This window comes from Candidatus Phyllobacterium onerii, assembly GCF_028331445.1.
GTDB lineage: Bacteria > Pseudomonadota > Alphaproteobacteria > Rhizobiales > Rhizobiaceae > Phyllobacterium > Phyllobacterium onerii.
Map to the genome: position 1 here is coordinate 32,245 of NZ_JAQMHX010000019.1, position 13,022 is coordinate 45,266.

12 protein-coding genes and 1 pseudogene are annotated in these 13,022 nt (G+C 56.2%); 8 read left to right on the top strand and 5 right to left on the bottom strand.

Features of this window, described 5'->3' with window-relative positions:
* The first annotated feature begins 312 nt into the window (after nucleotides 1-312).
* From PHA01_RS26330 to PHA01_RS26350, 5 genes are all read left to right on the top strand, one after another.
* On the top strand, nucleotides 313-882 hold the full coding sequence (locus tag PHA01_RS26330; protein ID WP_271899244.1) for a Dps family protein: 570 nt from the start codon (nucleotides 313-315) through the stop codon (nucleotides 880-882).
* Between the two features lie 670 nt (nucleotides 883-1,552).
* Complete coding sequence (locus PHA01_RS26335; protein WP_271899245.1) at nucleotides 1,553-1,780, top strand: hypothetical protein; 228 nt, start codon at nucleotides 1,553-1,555, stop codon at nucleotides 1,778-1,780.
* Nucleotides 1,781-1,833: 53 nt separating this feature from the next.
* The gene (locus PHA01_RS26340; RefSeq protein WP_271899246.1) at nucleotides 1,834-2,307 is read left to right on the top strand and encodes an ADP-ribosyltransferase-containing protein; all 474 of its coding nucleotides are present in this window, start codon (nucleotides 1,834-1,836) and stop codon (nucleotides 2,305-2,307) included.
* A 43-nt stretch (nucleotides 2,308-2,350) separates the two neighbouring features.
* Nucleotides 2,351-3,019 (top strand): hypothetical protein, encoded by a 669-nt coding sequence (locus PHA01_RS26345; protein ID WP_271899247.1) that lies wholly within the window; start codon nucleotides 2,351-2,353, stop codon nucleotides 3,017-3,019.
* Nucleotides 3,020-3,047: 28 nt separating this feature from the next.
* Nucleotides 3,048-3,557, top strand: coding sequence for an RNA polymerase sigma factor (locus PHA01_RS26350; RefSeq protein WP_271899248.1), 510 nt, complete (start codon nucleotides 3,048-3,050; stop codon nucleotides 3,555-3,557).
* Nucleotides 3,558-3,983: 426 nt separating this feature from the next.
* Here PHA01_RS26350 and PHA01_RS26355 read toward each other — a convergent pair whose 3' ends face one another.
* The 5 genes and pseudogenes from PHA01_RS26355 to PHA01_RS26375 form a co-directional block, all read right to left on the bottom strand.
* Nucleotides 3,984-4,988, bottom strand: coding sequence for a ketopantoate reductase family protein (locus PHA01_RS26355; protein WP_271899249.1), 1,005 nt, complete (start codon nucleotides 4,986-4,988; stop codon nucleotides 3,984-3,986).
* Between the two features lie 1,528 nt (nucleotides 4,989-6,516).
* A pseudogene (locus PHA01_RS26360) lies at nucleotides 6,517-7,023 on the bottom strand (threonine synthase); the annotation flags it as partial.
* Nucleotides 7,024-7,335: 312 nt separating this feature from the next.
* Nucleotides 7,336-7,767: a hypothetical protein gene (locus tag PHA01_RS26365; RefSeq protein WP_271899250.1), complete on the bottom strand. Its 432-nt coding sequence runs from the start codon at nucleotides 7,765-7,767 to the stop codon at nucleotides 7,336-7,338.
* A 202-nt stretch (nucleotides 7,768-7,969) separates the two neighbouring features.
* Nucleotides 7,970-8,599, bottom strand: a complete 630-nt coding sequence (gene mobA / locus PHA01_RS26370; protein WP_271899251.1) for a molybdenum cofactor guanylyltransferase MobA — start codon at nucleotides 8,597-8,599, stop codon at nucleotides 7,970-7,972.
* The gene (locus PHA01_RS26375) at nucleotides 8,589-9,479 is read right to left on the bottom strand and encodes a formate dehydrogenase accessory sulfurtransferase FdhD (RefSeq protein WP_271899275.1); all 891 of its coding nucleotides are present in this window, start codon (nucleotides 9,477-9,479) and stop codon (nucleotides 8,589-8,591) included. Before PHA01_RS26375 ends, mobA begins: the two co-directional genes overlap by 11 nt.
* Before the next feature lie 160 nt (nucleotides 9,480-9,639).
* On the opposite strand from PHA01_RS26375, the gene PHA01_RS26380 reads away from it, so the two are divergent.
* The 3 genes from PHA01_RS26380 to PHA01_RS26390 all read left to right on the top strand — a co-directional run bounded on the left by PHA01_RS26380 (nucleotide 9,640) and on the right by PHA01_RS26390 (nucleotide 13,022).
* The gene (locus PHA01_RS26380) at nucleotides 9,640-10,896 is read left to right on the top strand and encodes a molybdopterin molybdotransferase MoeA (RefSeq protein ID WP_271899253.1); all 1,257 of its coding nucleotides are present in this window, start codon (nucleotides 9,640-9,642) and stop codon (nucleotides 10,894-10,896) included.
* A 78-nt stretch (nucleotides 10,897-10,974) separates the two neighbouring features.
* The gene (locus PHA01_RS26385) at nucleotides 10,975-11,208 is read left to right on the top strand and encodes a sulfurtransferase TusA family protein (protein ID WP_112531856.1); all 234 of its coding nucleotides are present in this window, start codon (nucleotides 10,975-10,977) and stop codon (nucleotides 11,206-11,208) included.
* Nucleotides 11,209-11,354: 146 nt separating this feature from the next.
* Nucleotides 11,355-13,022, top strand: a complete 1,668-nt coding sequence (locus PHA01_RS26390) for an NAD(P)H-dependent oxidoreductase subunit E (RefSeq protein WP_271899254.1) — start codon at nucleotides 11,355-11,357, stop codon at nucleotides 13,020-13,022.

Below are 13,022 nucleotides of genomic sequence, written 5' to 3' on the forward strand. Positions count from 1 at the left end.
AATAAGCGCTGCAGCGACCGGTAAAAATCTTGACAACGCATCATCTCCATATGGTCGTGTGGATCGGGCTATACCAGATTGGCTGCAAGGCTGCACAATCTTAAGTAGCGCGATGTCGCTAAATTTCGGCAATCACAGCAGTGTTGTTGCGCGTCTCGCGCACGCTAACACCCGAGCCGACGGTAAAATCCCCCCCTATACTCAAGTATAACTCAATCGAAACGAGTATCCACTGTCGCGGCAGGAGGGCCTGGCCTAGGCTCGATATAACAACCAGCCATGATACTACGTGGAACACGAAAGGATCGTTGAATGAGCCTGTCAATTTATACAGATAACCGTGTAAGGCCGCTCTATTCGGGCGATGCTGCCGCCGAGATTTCGGCGGCCCTGACGGTCCTCCTTGCGGACACGTTCGCACTGTACCTAAAGACGAAAAGTTTCCATTGGCACATGGCTCCAACGGGTTTTGGTATTTTCCAGCCACTGCTAGACGAGCAAGCCGAGCAGATACTTTCGATCACAGATGTTATCGCGCAACGCATAAGCGAACTCGGAGGCACGGCGCTACATTCGATTGGTCATATCGGGCGACTTCAGAGGCTTGCCGACAACGACGCCGATTATCTTACTCCCGCAGAGATGTTGACCGAACTCGCCAGCGACAACAGACAGATCTCTTCATTCCTGCGTTCCACCCGCGATGTCTGTGACGTGCACCGGGATCTTAAAACGGCGGATTACTTCGAGACCTGGATCGACGAGGCCGATGGCCGAACCTGGTTCCTCGTTGAAGCATGGCGTGCACATCTCAGGTCGATCCCGACACCAGCTGCGGCTTTGCAGATGCAACTGACAGTATCCGAAAGGCTGATGAAATGACTGCTTTTAGCCGTCGTGAGGCGCTTCTGGCGTTGCCTGCAGGAGGCTTGGCCGCCGCCGGTTCAACCAGTTATGCCGCAGGCCTGCCCAAACCGCAAAGTTCCCGCACGCGCAGCGACGATCCTGGGCCGCGCAATCTTGATCGGGACATCCAGAATCCAGATATCCTCAATCACCGGCTACCGATGCTGAACTTTGCTAAATCTACGGGTTTCGTTTGCCGATGCGCTACGAAGCAACATGCGGCCGGCTGGAACGGCAATGTTTGTAAGGGAACTCGAAATCTCCAGAGCATCGCCGGCGTTGATATGCGGCGGAGTTCGTGAGTTGCACTGGCACAAAGAAGGCGAATGGGCCTACGTACTTTATGGAATGCCAGGGTTACCGCTGTTGATCCCGAAGGCAAGAACTTTGTCGATGATCTTGGTAATGCGGCTGTTGGGGGCGCTCCGGCCAGTCCAAACAAGCCGAGCTTTCTTGGATTCCCTGCAGAACTTGACGTACAGGTCAGCAGGACGAGAATTCGAAAGAGTGAGAGTGTGGTCGTCGGCCGATACCAACTTATAATACAAATCGTCTAAATTCGCACCGTTTCTACAAGATTGCAGCGGCAATCCATGGTCTGGTCTTGTGGCAACGCCGCAACGCCGAGAAATTGATTGGAACGCAAATGCAGAACAGATCGATAAGCAGAGAAGCTTCGTCGGCGGCCAACCAAACACGCCTTCTCCAAGTAACGGTCGAAAGCCTCAGGGCCGACCTCTACAAAGCAGTAGAGATCGCGTTCCTTTATGGTGCGACGGAATGGGTTCATGTCAATTACCCGACGCATTACCAGCGGCTGCTCATGCAGTTTGACGACAGCGCCTTGCTGGAAGAGTCAAGGTATCTCCACTGAAGCGTTGCTTCGCCGTGTGTCTGATCTAGCTCGGGCCCAAGGAGGTCGCTGCGATGAACACATTCACTCTGATCCTGTGCCACGGCACCGACGCCGATTTCAAAGGCTTCGACTTTAGCGAGTGCAACGACAGTGGTGCATTCGGCCGCGGCTTCTATTTCTCCAACGACATGGAGCTTGAGCGGCAGTATTCGAACGGTCTCGATCCGGTCGTCGCCAAGGTGACACTGCAGAACCCCTATGTTCTTGATAAACGTGTTTCGTACGATGAGTGGATCGCAGCCACGAGAATTTTTCGGACGATCGAGCATGCACGCGAGAGATTGATAGGATTAGGATATGACGGGGTCCTGCTCCTGCAAGACAGCTACGTCGAAGTCGTCGCTTTCTACCCTAGACAGATTCAAAGCTTCGATCGCAGCCCCGATCTCGCAATTCCCGATACGCGAAACCGGAACACCCCGCCTTTGTTGAAGCTCAGATCCTTGTTGGGGCGATTTCGAACTTATTCCTCAGCTGAACATTAGTTGGTGTTCATGAATTCGCCAATTCAAAGAACGGAGAACGAGTATGCCTCTTGGTGTCACGAAAAAAATCCTGCTGGGTCTCGTGGTGGGAATAGTCTGTTTGATGTCATTGTCGCTGGCGGGCAATGCGCAAAGCATGATGACGAAATCCAACAAGCTTACCGGCAATCAGACAGCCGGTCACGGGAATTTACGTGGGACAATCGAAAGCGTTGCCGGAAAGACGCTGGTTATCAAAACGCGCGAAGGCAGCAAGGCAACGATCACCTTGGCCGACGATTTGACTGTCAACACCGTCACCGAGGCGTCGATAGACAACATCAAGGAAGGTGATTTCGTCGGCATTGCCAATGTGCCCGACGGCGGAGGCACCAGCAGTGCACTCGAAGTCGTCATCTTCCCGGCCGCACTCAAGGGCACGGGCGAGGGCGACTACGCCTGGGATCTGAAGCCGAACAGCAGCATGACCAATGCGACCGTTGCCAATGCCGTCAAGGGTGTGAACGGCCGGACCGTCACTGTCACCTATCAAGGCGGACAAAAGAAGATCGCAATCCCGGATAATACGCCCATCGTTGCCCTGGCGGCCGGGAAGGTTGCCGATTTAAGGGCGGGAGCGGCGGTGTTTATTGCCGCGGTCAATGAAAGCGATGGCAAATTCACCGCGCATCGTGTCGTCGTCGGAACCGACGGCGTGGTTCCGCCGATGTGAATGCGGGTAACAGCGGGAGTTTACGGTGATGAACGAGCGTCAAATGCGGGCCGACCTTTCGTACTATCTCGGTCAGCTATGGCGATTTGGCATTGTTCTTTCTTGCGACAACCTCGTCGCGGAAAAGCTGGTTGAACAGACGTGTATGCGAGCGCTGGAACGCGAACCCGTATTGTTCTGCACCAATCGAATGGACTGCTGGTTGTTTTCGATACTGCACTCGGTCTGGTACAACAGCCATCGCTTCCACACCTTCCGAACCGGCCAACACAACGACAATCTTCGTGTGAGGGTCGCCACGCGCTACGGCGGTCCGCACGAAAGTGAAGGCGCAGCGCTGGTCGCGCAGGTGATGGAATTGCCGGACGCCTATCGCGCAACGGTGTTTCTCGCCTACGTCGAGGAGATGTCCTACCGCGAGGTTTCACAGGTTCTGGCATTGTCGGTCGATACGGTCACAAACTCTCTCGCCGCCGCTCGAATACTGTTGGCGGAAACCACGGGTCGTTTCAGAAGAAACCCGACCGAAGTCATATAATCCAAAAACACTGTCAGTTTCCCTCGACTAGGGTGAACTGGGAATCTCAGCGCATCTTAAACGCGATCTCACAAGTTCGCCGAGCTGGTCGCCCTCTAGCTTTATTGCCGGGGTAGCTGGCCCGACGTCGCACAAGCGGTACGGGTGCCGCGGCGGCACTCACAGGTGATGACTTCTCAATGAAAGATAGACCTGAAGAAGTGTTGTTGATGTGGATCGTTCATAGGGGAGGATACTCCGTCGTCAGTTGTAGCGCGCGTCGTCCGCATTCGGACGAGTGTGGCGAAGCCCATGGCGGCCGAGAAAAATCAATAAACATCGCAGCAGGATGTCCAGGCCAGCAGAAAGGCGAAGACTGCTGCCGCTTCGGTCGATGCCGATAAGGATTGCAAGAGTTGATGCCGATGAAGCACCGAAAGTTGAAGTTTATGCAGCCATGTCGAAAAGCCCCAGCTTGCGCGCACGCAAACGCGCCAAGCCGAGAACGCTGTCGATAAAGGGTGTCGGCACGTCGACGATCTTTCCGATATCATGTGCTACCGTCAACAACGCATCCAACTCAACTGGCTTTCCAGCCTCCGTATCCTGCAGCATTGACGTTTTGAACGCACCCAAGGACTTTGCCCGTCCGATCATCTCCGTCGTCGAAACGGTCATCGGAATGCCGATGGCCTCTCCTATCGCCGCAGCTTCCTGCATCATGTGGACGCAGAGTTCGTAGACAAGAGGATCATTGATGATCACGTCGCTGGTTTCTCCAGTCAAAAGGCTGATCGGGTTGATGCTGAGGTTGCCCCACAATTTGTACCAGATGTCATCCCGGATGGCAGCAGTGACGTGACACGAGAACCCTGCGGAGTTGAGCAAGTCCCTAATATCCGCAAGCCCGTCGACCGGGCTATTGTCCGCGTAGCCAATAATGAGCTTGTTACCGCTGTTGTGCCGGATTTTTCCGGGTGCATCGACGGAGCAAGCCATGTAAACGACGCAGCCGACCGTCCGGGACAGGGGAATGGCTTTTTCGATAATCCCCTTGGGATCGACGGCGGCCAGCCGCGTGTTGCTCAGAACCCCGTTCCCGCCGGCGAAGAACCACCAGGGCACGCCATTCATTGCGGTGATGACCTTGGTGCCGTAGCCTAACAAAGGCGCGATATTTGACGCTACTTCCTCAAGCGCCGGAGCTTTCACGGACACAATGACATAATCCTGGCGTCCCAATTGCACGGGATTATCTGTCACCCGCACGTACACTCGATGGGATTTGCCGTCTTTCGTCAACTGGAGGCCGTCATCCCTTATCGCCTCGAGTGTCTCGCCATGGGCGACGACGCTGACTTCCGCCCCCGCCAGGGAAAGCAGTACGCCTATCGTCCCACCGACAGCGCCAGCGCCGTATATGCATACTTTCATAGGTTGGGATGTGGTCATGGTGAGCACCGATACCTTTCATGGTGACTTGCCCAATGCCGTGACCTGGGCGATATGCGAAGAATTGATCGAGGTGCCGCTCAACGTATCCTGATGCCGGTATTGCCAGGAGTAGCCGTTGATTGGCCTACTGAATTCATGTCTATCCTCGATCCCGACGTAAACGAGCGATGGCGGGTGCCGGCATCCGGCCGCGGTAAATGCATGAGGTCGAAGTCTTGCCTGAAGTCGCCAGCCGAGTTCTGAGGGGTGTTCCCGGTAGAGTTCAATCGGGAGCCGCCAATGGACTGGCCCGCGTTCGCGCTGCCCATGGAACTATCAAGGGACTGCCCCGAATGCATGCCTGCCAGACCGCCGCGTGCATATGCGGAGGCAAACGGAGCGGCGATGAACGCGGCGGCTAGGGCCGCCCTGAGTAAATAACGCATTTGAATTCTTCCTTTCCTTACGGAGCACGGCCGCTGTTTGCCGTGGGATCGCGCGGATCCGTCGTTCACAGAACGACTCTTATCGTTTGAGGGAACTTTGTCCGCTACAGGAAATTGCTCCATACCTGACCCTCCCAGATATCATTCTCCCAGGTGGGCAAGTCTTTGCGGTCAACCCGTTCTTGGGACACTGCACAATTCCTGTACACCTGATGTTGATGAGCGTTGTGTGGGGGCTGTGCCCATGACCCGGTGGTCAAGGCACAGGACAACAGGATAAAGGAGACTGTGATTGCCATGATCTGTCGCATTTCTGTCCTTCCTTGGAGTGTCCCGGATCCGCGATGAAAAGACCGCCTTGGGGGATTGCGCAGTCTTTTCTGCGGACAGGAGAGAGAATGTCCGCGCTTCAGCCGGGCAGCGCTGAAGATGGTAGCTAAGCTGACTACCCGCCCTGCCGGGATTCGACAGGAAGTAATGAAACTAAGGTCGAACCGGCTGACGCGTAAGTATACATTGGTATGGTCTGCGTAGACGTCGGCCCAAATGGCATTCAACTCACTTTTTTTTAAAAAAGTAGCCACCGTCACTTTTGGAACAGCAGCTACAGATTGCCGTGACAGGGAGGAGACGCCACGGCCGGGGGGAACAATGCGTATCCTGCACTGTTGCAACGGCAATTGGATTGCGCAGATAACTCGTAAATTGGACAAACGTGCTGCATCGTCCAAAGAAAATCGGAGCAACGAACTTTGAAGATGGCCGCTTGTAGTCATCGCCATGCAGAATGGATTTGGCTCAGACTCCCTTGGTGAACAGCTTGCGGAGATCGATCACCTTGCCAGACAGGGTGAAAACTCCGTCGCCTTGCGACCCTGAGACAATGCTCCAGGTTTTCCAGCACGTGCTCGACCTGAACTTCAAAAGGCTCCCGGAAAGCGGTCGTCCGTCTCTACCGATCGGAAGCTGACGGGAGATATAGGCCGTCTGACCGAACACGCAAACATGGGAATAATGACCACCGGGGGCGGGCATGTCAGGGCTGTTCAAGATGGATGGCGACTACGTCAATCCTCCGGTTTTAAATGTGCCATATCGCTTCATTTCGCCATATAGTCTGCAATCGCCGTGGCGCTTTTGATACCCGTGCCGGTCACGACGACCACAGTTGTATCGCCGGCCAATATCAGCCGCCGGTCCAAAAGGTCGTCCAGTGCCGCCGCTGCGGCCGCCGATGTTGGTTCTGCCAGAATTCCTTGCGACGCCAGCTTATCGAAGGCATTCATGATGCCGTCTTCCGGCACCGCCACGGTCGCGCCATGCGTAGACCGCAATGCTTCGATCATATCGTGCAGCCTCAACGGCTTCCTGATAGCAGTTCCCTCCGCAACAGTTGCTAACACTGGCCGCTTAACTTCATGATCGACCCCCGCAATGAAGCTTGCGTCCACGGGCGAGCAGTTCAGGGGCTGAGCCGCAAAAAGCTTGGGCATCTTCACTATCTGCCCTGCCGCAAGCAACTCCTTGAATCCGATATAGCATCCAAGGGGGCTGCTCCCACCTACGGGGACGACGACGTTGTCGGGCGCTTTGAAGCCGAGGTCCTCGAGTTGGAGATGACCGTCTTAGTTCCAACTTTCAGGCACGACAGGCTTCGGCGAAAACCAAGGGCACACACGAGTTGACGGCTTCGATAGTCGGCTGACAAATGTGTTTTTCATGTGGACGCCTTCGACTGGATCGCGAAGGCTGTTGTCATCTCGTATGAAGTTGAACCACGACGTTACAGATGTGTCGTGCTGAGCCAACGCAGGTCAAGCAAAATGTCAGACTATTAGGTCGACCTGTGCCGGTGTGCCCAGTGAGGTCGTGGCGCATGCGAGCGGATGGACTTTGGGGACATCTAAGCGGCAGGCTCTTTATTTGGGATGTGCTTGGTCGCTGGTATGGTCTGGTGTGGTCTGGTCTTTGACTTTCCCTTGGCTCTTGAGCTTTGCGGCCCTGTCCTCATTCTTCTTTGCAGATTCGTCCTTATCGCGTTGAGTGGCGCATTCCGAACCAGCCTTCAGATCTCCCCTGACTTGAGCCTCGTCGGCAGAGTTCTGCTGGGATTTGTCCTGCTGGAGCTTGTCCCCGCATTCCTCGGCCGATGCCGTGACAAGGCAACCCAAGATTAGCGAGAGAGCGAGGGCCATCGATCGAAACATAGAGGTGTCTCCTTGAACTTTGACGGCCCCGGCCTCGCGCGTGCCGGAACGAATGCTAACACGGCGAATATAGAACTTCATAAAGATGCAAAAGTTCCGGACATCGTTGTTACAAAGACGCCACCACGCTTCGACCATCGGCATGACCTACGCCGCCATTTGGCATGGTCACCGCCCCTTTATTGCAAGAAATCACTTGATAATCTCTAACGCAATATAACCGAGATAGCGTTGTCCGGACCGGGGGCCAAGAAGTGATGTACGTGCCGGTTCTTCAGAACAAGACCTAAACCTGCGATGGAGAACTCGACCATAAGCAGCATTGTCCTCCATCCTGGCTAGAAAGCTAGTACCCGACGAGACCTGCCAGTTCTTCTCCTTGCGCAAGATCTTCGATCGTGTTCGCGTTGAAAAACGGATCGATGGGCTCAGTAGGCCATACGACCGTCGCAGTTCGATAACGTGTTGTCCAACGGTCAATTTTTCGCAGCTCTTCCGTCACCATCGCATGGCGCAGTTCTTCCCGCAAATCCACGCGCCAAAGGCCTACCACCGGGTGGGTGCGACCGTTGGACATCGCAACCGCCAGCTGGGCATCCTCGGATATTCTTGCCGCATGAAATCGTCGAACCAGAGCACTTGGAAGAAACGGGCAATCCCCCGCTGTGCTGACCACCCATTCGACGTTCGGTCGATTGTCGGCTGCCCAGTCGAGAGATGAGAGGATGCCGGCCAGCGGCCCTGGATAATCCGGAACGGAGTCCGCGACGACCGGCAGGCCAACGGAAGAAAAGCGGCCGGGATCTCCATTGGCGTTGAGCAACAACGCGCCGCACTGAGGCTTAAAACGGCTAATCACATGATCGAGGATTGTGCGCCCGCCGATGGTGCGCAGCGGTTTGTCTCCGCCGCCCATACGCCTGGCCAGACCTCCTGCAAGGATGACGCCGATAGTGAACCGACGGTTATCGATCATTCGCACTGCCCTTGCGCTGGTTGCGGGCGGGTTCGTCCTCGACAGAAGCAATATCCTCGTCGAATATTATTCTGTCCAGCCCGGACAACGCGGAAAACCTTTTGCCGCGAGCTCTCCCGATCAATGTCAGTCCGGCCTGTTTGGCTAGATCCACCCCCCATGCAGTGAATCCCGATCGGGAAACCAGGATGGGTATGCCCATCCGCACCGTCTTAATTGTCATCTCCGACGTGAGCCGTCCTGTCGTATAGAGGATTTTGTCGCCGGGGTGGACAGCATGGCGATACATCCAGCCGGCAAGTTTGTCGACGGCGTTGTGCCGTCCGACATCCTCCATATAACAGATCGGCGTTCCCTGGATGCATAGGACACATCCATGCATTGCACCCGCTTCCAGATAGAGTGACGGAACCGAATTGATCGTCTTCGTCATCTCGTAAAGCCATGAAGTCCGCAATTCTGCGGCAGACAGTTCGATGTCTTCCAGCGCCTCCAACAGATCACCAAACGCCGTTCCTTGCGCGCAACCGGAGGTCAGCGTGCGCTTCTTTAACTTCTGTTCGAAGTTGGTTCCGCGTTCGGTGCGCACGACGACAACCTGAAGATCGTCGTCATAATCGACGCCGCTTACGACATCGTCGGGTTTGAGCATGTTCTGGTTCAGCAAATATCCGATTGCCAAATATTCCGGGTAATCGTTGATCGTCATTATGGTGACGATTTCCTGTGCATTCAGATAAAGCGTCAAAGGCCGCTCGACAGGCACGCTGACTTCGATCGCTGCACCCGTGTGATCCATGCCGGACACGCGCTCGACCAACCGGGGATTGTCCGGATCGGGCATTATGACTGTTATGGTCGTGCCTTCAATTTCAGGCATCATGCTTCGCCTATTCACCGGGGCAGGTATGCTTCAGATTGTTACAGACCAGTATGCAAATACGGCTCGCACGCCCGCCCGATCTGATGTTAGGCTGCAAAGCGTCGCCTGCCAAGTAGCGCATACAATCGAGGAAGCGCCGGAAGCGCTAGTTAAAATAATGGCACAACTTACTAACGATTGTTTCGCGTTCAGTGGACCGCCAATCCCTCTCGACGACATTGTGACGTTGCTGGGCGATCGTCTGGTGGCTGTGGAAGGAACGGAAACGGTCTCTCTTTCCGGGGCTGACGGTCGCGTTCTCGCTGCCGATGTAAACGCACCGATGTCCTTGCCGCCCTTCACCAATTCCGCAGTCGACGGCTACGCGGTACGTCACGGCGATCTGTCTCCCGATCAAGAGAATGTTTTTTCCGTGGCAGGACGAGTCCAGGCCGGCCAAACGCTCGATGTCGGGCTTTCGCCCGCCGAAGCGATCCGCATCTTTACCGGCGCTGCAATGCCCGCCGGGGCTGACACCGTCTATATGCAGGAGGACACGCGCATCGACGGAATGGGCAGGGTAGTCCTGCCGATGGGGCTGAAGCAGGGTGCAAATGTGCGTCCAGTCGGCGAAGACATCACAAACGGAAAATCCGTGCTCGGAGCGGGGCATCGCATGCGTCCCCAGGATGTCGCGGTCCTCGGGGCGCTTGGCTTCACCCAGGCCGTCGTGAGGCGACGCGTGCGCGTCGGGGTGCTTTCGACGGGGAATGAAATTGTCGAGCCGGGAGAAGTTCGAGCGGCAACCCAACTCTTTGATTCCAATCGTTTGATGTTGAAAGCCATGCTGGGGCGGCTTGGCTGCGAAGTGACGGATCTCGGCCTGTTGCGCGATGATCCGGCAGCAATCGCCGCTGCCTTGAAGGCCGCGGCGGCTTCTCTCGACCTTATTTTGACTTCGGGCGGCGTCTCGACCGGAGAGGCCGATTACGTCCGGGACGCAGTGGAGACTGTGGGGACACTGGTTTTTTGGCGGGTGGCGATCAAGCCGGGTCGTCCTGTCGCCATGGGCGTCATCGAGGGTATTCCGTTTATTGGGCTGCCGGGTAATCCGGCGGCAAGCTTTGTGACGTTCGTCACGATCGTTCGTCCAGCATTGCAGTTGCTTGGCGGAACGCCTGCGCAAATGCCGATCCCGATCCCGGCGCAAGCTACGTTTTCCTATAGCAAGAAGGCCGGCAGACGTGAATATGTCCGGGCAAACTTGACCCGGCACAAGGATGGGACACTTGCGGTGGCAAAATTCCGCCGCGAGGGTGCTGGGTTGCTCTCCTCCTTAATAGAGACAGACGGCTTTGTCGTACTCGGGGAAGACATCCTCTCGGTCGAGCCGGGCCAGACGGTGAAGTTCATGCCGTATTCCAGCCTTTTCTAAATCGCATCGAGATCACTGCGATGTGGGCGGGACGCTCGCCAGATTGACGCAGCGGCAACCAGTGGGCAACATGTAGCAATGAAAACGACCAAGCTCGATCTTTCGGGATTGAAGTGCCCTTTGCCGGCGTTGAAGACGCGCAAGGCACTCGGCTCGATTCTGCCCGGGGATCGTATTGAGGTTCACTGTACCGACCCGTTGTCGAAGATCGATATACCAAACCTCATCAATGAAACCGGGGATCGCCTTGAAGCGGTAACTCACGATGCGAACCGGATCGTATTTCTGATTGAACGTCGGAGGATGTCATAAGCGTGTGCCTGCATGCGCTACAAGGACATCGAAAGCACGACACTGTGTTCCTCGGTGCAACGTTAAAAATCGCAGGTTGGAATGTGCCCCAAACGGCGACCGCGCGGTACGGTTGTGGTACAATGCCTCAAAAGGGGAGGACGGTCATGATTGTACAGGAACGTCGCCGCGATCGTGGGCCCAAAGGGCGCAGTCTCGATGATGCAGCGTTTGCCGACGTTCAGGCGCTTTTGGGGACACTGCCGCGCCGCCGCGACCTCTTGATTGAATTCCTGCATCTTATTCAGGACAGGTACGGCTGTCTCTCGGCTCGGCATGTAAGAGCGCTCGCCGAGGCGATGCGTCTGTCGCAGGCGGAAGTCTACGAAGTCGCCTCATTCTACGACCACTTTGACGTCGTCAAAGAAGGAGAGGCGGAGCCGGCCCCCTTGACCATACGGGTCTGCGATTCGATCAGTTGCATGTTGGCAGGATCCGAACGTCTGTTCAGCGAGCTTGTAGTTGCGGCTGATCCAGCCGCCATTCGCGTCGTCCGAGCGCCCTGTATGGGCCGTTGCGCTGGCGCTCCGGCGGTTCGAATCGGCGACCGGGAGGTCGATCATGCCAAAACCGAGCACCTGTTGACGATGGCGCTTACGGGGGAAACCCAAGTCTTGATACCGGCATATGCGAATCTGGACGTCTATCGCGCCTCCGGCGGCTACGATCTCCTGCAGAAAGTTCGCTCCGGCGTGTATCCGGCGGAGACGCTCATTGCCACCATGCAAGATGCGGGATTGCGCGGCCTCGGCGGAGCCGGATTTCCGACAGGCAAGAAATGGGAAATCGTTCGCTCCTTTCCGTCCCCTCGACTGATGTCGATTAATGGCGACGAGGGAGAGCCCGGTACTTTCAAAGATCGCTACTATCTGGAAACGGATCCACATCGCACCCTCGAAGGCGCGCTGATTGCGGCAGACGTGGTTGGGGCAGAGCGGATTTATTTCTATGTGCGCGATGAATATCCGGCCGTGCTCAACATTCTGCGAAACGAGATTGCGGCGCTCCAGACCGCGAAAATCACCAGGCCGGGCTTCATCGAATTGCGCCGGGGAGCAGGTGCCTATATCTGCGGCGAAGAAAGCGCGATGCTGGAAAGCATCGAGGGAAAACGGGGGCTTCCCCGCAACCGCCCGCCCTACATCGCCGAAGTGGGCTTGTTCGGTCGGCCGACGCTCAACCACAATGTGGAGACCTTGTGGTGGGTCCGCGATATCGTCGAAAAAGGTGCAGCATGGTTCGCTGGCCTCGGCAAGCCGGATCATCCCGGGGTGCGGTCATGGTCCGTCTCGGGGCGGGTGCGGAATCCTGGCGTCAAGCTCGCGGCCGCAGGGGTGACGGTGCGTGAGCTGATCGAGCTTTGCGGAGGTATGCGGGAGGGCCACGTCTTCAAGGCATATCTGCCTGGAGGTGCATCGGGCGGTATCCTGCCTGCTTCGATGGGCGACATCCCGCTCGATTTCGGCGGGGAACTTGCGAAGCACGGTGCGTTTGTCGGTTCGCATGCGGTCGTGGTGTTTTCCGAACACGACAGCGCCAAAGCCGCAACGCTGAATTTGCTCAAGTTCTTCAAGCATGAAAGCTGCGGTCAATGCACGCCGTGTCGTGAGGGAACCGGGAAGATGGTCTCGTTGTTACAGACGCAGGGAAGCCCAGATGAACGGGCGCTGCGTGATCTAGAGACGGTGATGCGCGATGCCTCGATCTGCGGTCTAGGGCAGGCCGCTCCCAATCCGCTCAATCATCTGTTGACACATTTCCGCGAGGATTTATGA

Coding starts and splice junctions, on each gene's coding strand:
- PHA01_RS26330 (WP_271899244.1), top strand. CDS start 313: ATGAGCCTGTCAATTTATACAGATAACCGTGTAAGGCCGCTCTATTCG.
- PHA01_RS26335 (WP_271899245.1), top strand. CDS start 1,553: ATGCAGAACAGATCGATAAGCAGAGAAGCTTCGTCGGCGGCCAACCAA.
- PHA01_RS26340 (WP_271899246.1), top strand. CDS start 1,834: ATGAACACATTCACTCTGATCCTGTGCCACGGCACCGACGCCGATTTC.
- PHA01_RS26345 (WP_271899247.1), top strand. CDS start 2,351: ATGCCTCTTGGTGTCACGAAAAAAATCCTGCTGGGTCTCGTGGTGGGA.
- PHA01_RS26350 (WP_271899248.1), top strand. CDS start 3,048: ATGAACGAGCGTCAAATGCGGGCCGACCTTTCGTACTATCTCGGTCAG.
- PHA01_RS26355 (WP_271899249.1), bottom strand. CDS start 4,988: ATGACCACATCCCAACCTATGAAAGTATGCATATACGGCGCTGGCGCT.
- PHA01_RS26365 (WP_271899250.1), bottom strand. CDS start 7,767: ATGCCGATGGTCGAAGCGTGGTGGCGTCTTTGTAACAACGATGTCCGG.
- mobA (WP_271899251.1), bottom strand. CDS start 8,599: ATGATCGATAACCGTCGGTTCACTATCGGCGTCATCCTTGCAGGAGGT.
- PHA01_RS26375 (WP_271899275.1), bottom strand. CDS start 9,479: ATGCCTGAAATTGAAGGCACGACCATAACAGTCATAATGCCCGATCCG.
- PHA01_RS26380 (WP_271899253.1), top strand. CDS start 9,640: ATGGCACAACTTACTAACGATTGTTTCGCGTTCAGTGGACCGCCAATC.
- PHA01_RS26385 (WP_112531856.1), top strand. CDS start 10,975: ATGAAAACGACCAAGCTCGATCTTTCGGGATTGAAGTGCCCTTTGCCG.
- PHA01_RS26390 (WP_271899254.1), top strand. CDS start 11,355: ATGATTGTACAGGAACGTCGCCGCGATCGTGGGCCCAAAGGGCGCAGT.